The organism is Qingrenia yutianensis, from assembly GCF_014385105.1.
GTDB classification, from domain to species: Bacteria; Bacillota; Clostridia; order UMGS1810; family UMGS1810; genus Qingrenia; species Qingrenia yutianensis.
The window spans coordinates 1-626 of sequence record NZ_JACRTE010000100.1; the positions used below are offsets into that span (position 1 = coordinate 1).

Annotated in this window: 1 protein-coding gene; it reads left to right on the forward strand. The window is 35.5% G+C overall.

All coding sequences use genetic code 11. From position 1 onward, the window contains the following. Window positions 1-136: 136 nt before the first annotated feature. The gene (locus tag H8706_RS12300) at window positions 137-529 is read left to right on the forward strand and encodes a type II toxin-antitoxin system RelE/ParE family toxin (protein WP_262432866.1); all 393 of its coding nucleotides are present in this window, start codon (window positions 137-139) and stop codon (window positions 527-529) included. Window positions 530-626 lie beyond the last annotated feature (97 nt).

Here is a 626-nt window from a genome sequence, read left to right on the forward strand (position 1 = left end):
AGAAGGTTAATATCACAATTAAGAATAAGCAAATCAGAGAATACTTTCCGATAGAATACTCGAAAGAACAAATAGAAGGTATTGTATTCGGGCTGATAAAACAATGGGCGGAGAAACATAGAAAGGAGGCAGAGGCGTGAGAAGAATTTATACATATTATGACGGTGCCCAAAGTCCTGTAAGATGCTTTTTTGAAAAGGCAAACGCAAAGATAAAAGACAAATTTATGTTTTGTATGAAATATGTTAAGGACGATAAAAACTGTTTCGGTAAGCCGTATGTCAAACACTTTTCGGGCGGTAAATTCAGCAGGCTGTTTGAGGTAAGAATAATGGCAATCGGAAAAATGGTATGGGTTATTTTTTACGAGCACAACGGAGTTATAACTCTTCTTTATGCCTTTTACAAAAGGACGCATAAAGATACAAAGGACGCACTTGCCGCCTCGCTTAAAATTCTTGATAAAATATCCGATGGTGAGGGTGCAGTTTTGGAGAAACACAGAGAGGAGCTGATTTTGAATGATTAAAGTTGGCAAGGTTGATATTAAAGAAAATGGAAAATACAATTAAAATCTATGCTTAAACTTTTGAAAATATATGCATCTATAATGAACGTGAAAGCCA